Annotated in this window: 2 protein-coding genes; both read left to right on the forward strand. The window is 66.7% G+C overall.

All coding sequences use genetic code 11. From position 1 onward, the window contains the following. The coding region (eno, locus tag VGD20_RS14965) for a phosphopyruvate hydratase (protein WP_331135208.1) at positions 1-1,134 on the forward strand (1,134 nt) is incomplete at its 5' end. Continuing rightward, positions 1,131-2,051 carry an NAD(P)-dependent oxidoreductase gene (locus VGD20_RS14970; protein ID WP_331135209.1) on the forward strand — a complete coding sequence of 307 codons (921 nt, stop codon included), beginning with the start codon at positions 1,131-1,133 and terminating at the stop codon, positions 2,049-2,051. The genes eno and VGD20_RS14970, both read left to right, overlap by 4 nt. Positions 2,052-2,138: the final 87 nt, after the last annotated feature.

Below are 2,138 nucleotides of genomic sequence, written 5' to 3' on the forward strand. Positions count from 1 at the left end.
GGGCGGGCGTTCGGTGGCTTCGGTGTCAACCGCGCCGTGGCGGGGATCGGGTCGGAGATCGCCGGGGCGATCGACGGCATGGACGCGCGCGAACAGGCGGCGGTGGATGCCGCGCTCTGCGCGCTCGACAATACAACGAACAAGGCGCGGCTGGGCGCCAATGCCGTGGTTGCCGTGTCGATGGCGGTGCTGCACGCGGCGGCGGCCGATGCGCGTGAGCCGTTGTGGCGTTATCTAGCCGACGGAAGAAAGGTTCGCATCCCTCTGCCTGAAATACAGATTTTCGGTGGCGGCGCGCACGCCGGGCGGCGTACCGACGTGCAGGATTTCATGATCATGTGCCCAAAGGCCGGCAGCTTCCGCCGCGCGCTCGAAATCACCGACGACGTCTATCGCGCCGCAGGCAAGCTGATGGAAGCGAAAGGCCCGCTGTCGGGGGTCGCCGACGAGGGCGGCTGGTGGCCGAATTTCGCCTCGAACGAGGATGCGCTGGATACGCTGACGAAAGCGATCGAAGCGAGCGGGCACCGCGCCGGAGAGGATGTGTTCATTTCGCTCGACATCGCCGCGAACGAACTCGGCGACGCCGATGGCTATGACCTTGCACTCGACGACCGGCGCCTGTCGGGCGCGGAGATGGCGGCGCGCATCATCGAATGGACGAAAGCCTATCCGATATTGTCGGTCGAGGATCCGGCGGGGCAGGACGACTGGACGACGATGGCGGCGGTGACCGCGGCGATCGGCGAGCAGGTGCAGATCATCGGCGACGACGTGCTCGTCACCAACGCGGCGCGGGTCGAGCGCGCGGGTGATGCCGCCGTGTGCAACGCCGCGCTGATCAAGGTCAACCAAGTCGGCACGGTCACCGAAGCGAAGGCGGCGCTCGATGCTGCCGTCGCGCGCGGTTGGGGCGCGATCGTTTCGGCGCGCTCGGGCGAGAGCGAGGATGTGACGATCGCGCACCTCGCGACCGGCTGGGACGCCGGGCAATTGAAGGTTGGCAGCTTCACGCGCTCCGAACGCATGGCGAAGTGGAACGAGATGCTGCGGATCGAGGAAGCGATGGGCGGCGACGCTGTGTTTGCGGGCTTCTCGGCGTTCGCCGGTCCGATCGGGACCGTGCACGCATGATCGTGCTGCATGCCCGTCCCAGCCCCGGTTTTCGCGAGGCGGTCGATGCGATTTTCGGGGCGGGCGTCGTCGTGCATGTCGACGAGGCCGAACCGCTCGATGCGGTGGCACCCGGGATCACCGCGCTGCTCCATGTCCTCACCCCGGTCACACCCGAATTCATCGCCGCGGCCCCGAAATTGAAGCTGATCCAGAAACTCGGTGTCGGGGTGAACACGATCGCGCTCGATGCGGCGCGCGATCACGGCGTCGCGGTGTGCAATATGCCGGGGACGAACAGCCAGGCGGTCGCCGAGATGGCGCTGTCGCTGATGATGGCGGTACTGCGCCGGACCTGTTTTTTCGACGCGCGCACGCGCGCCGGCGAGGGGTGGACGGCCGACCCGTCGGAACTGGACAGCGTTGGCGAGATCGGCGGACGCACGGTCGGACTCGTCGGTTTCGGCAATTCGGCGCAGCTGCTTGCGCCGGTGCTCGCGGCATTGGGAGCGAAGGTGGTCTATACGGCGAGGAACGCGCGCGACGTTCCGTATGAATATTGGCCGCTCGACCGGTTGATCGCCGAAGCGGACGTGGTGTCGCTGCATATGCCGCTGACCGGCGAGACGCGGGCGTCGATCGACCCGCTGGCGATGAAGAAGGGCGCGGTGCTGGTCAATACCGCGCGCGGCGAACTCGTTGACGAAGCCAGGCTGGTCGAGGCGTTGGCATCGGGGCATCTGCGCGGTGCAGGTCTCGACGTCTTTGCCGAGGAGCCGCTGCCGCGCGGCAATCCGCTGCTCGGGCTGCCAAACGCGGTGTTCGCGCCGCATATCGCCTGGCTCACCCCCGAAACGCTCGTGCGCAGCCTGACCGTGGCGCACGAGAACTGCCGCCGCCTTGCCGCCGGCGAAACCCTTCTTCATCAAGTCGTATGAACTTCTTTTCGTCATTGCGAGCGAAGCGAAGCAATCCAGAGCCAGCGTAAACCGCCCTGGATTGCTTCGCTTCGCTCGCAATGACGA

This window comes from Sphingopyxis sp. (assembly GCF_036402335.1).
In the GTDB taxonomy this organism is placed as follows: domain Bacteria; phylum Pseudomonadota; class Alphaproteobacteria; order Sphingomonadales; family Sphingomonadaceae; genus Sphingopyxis.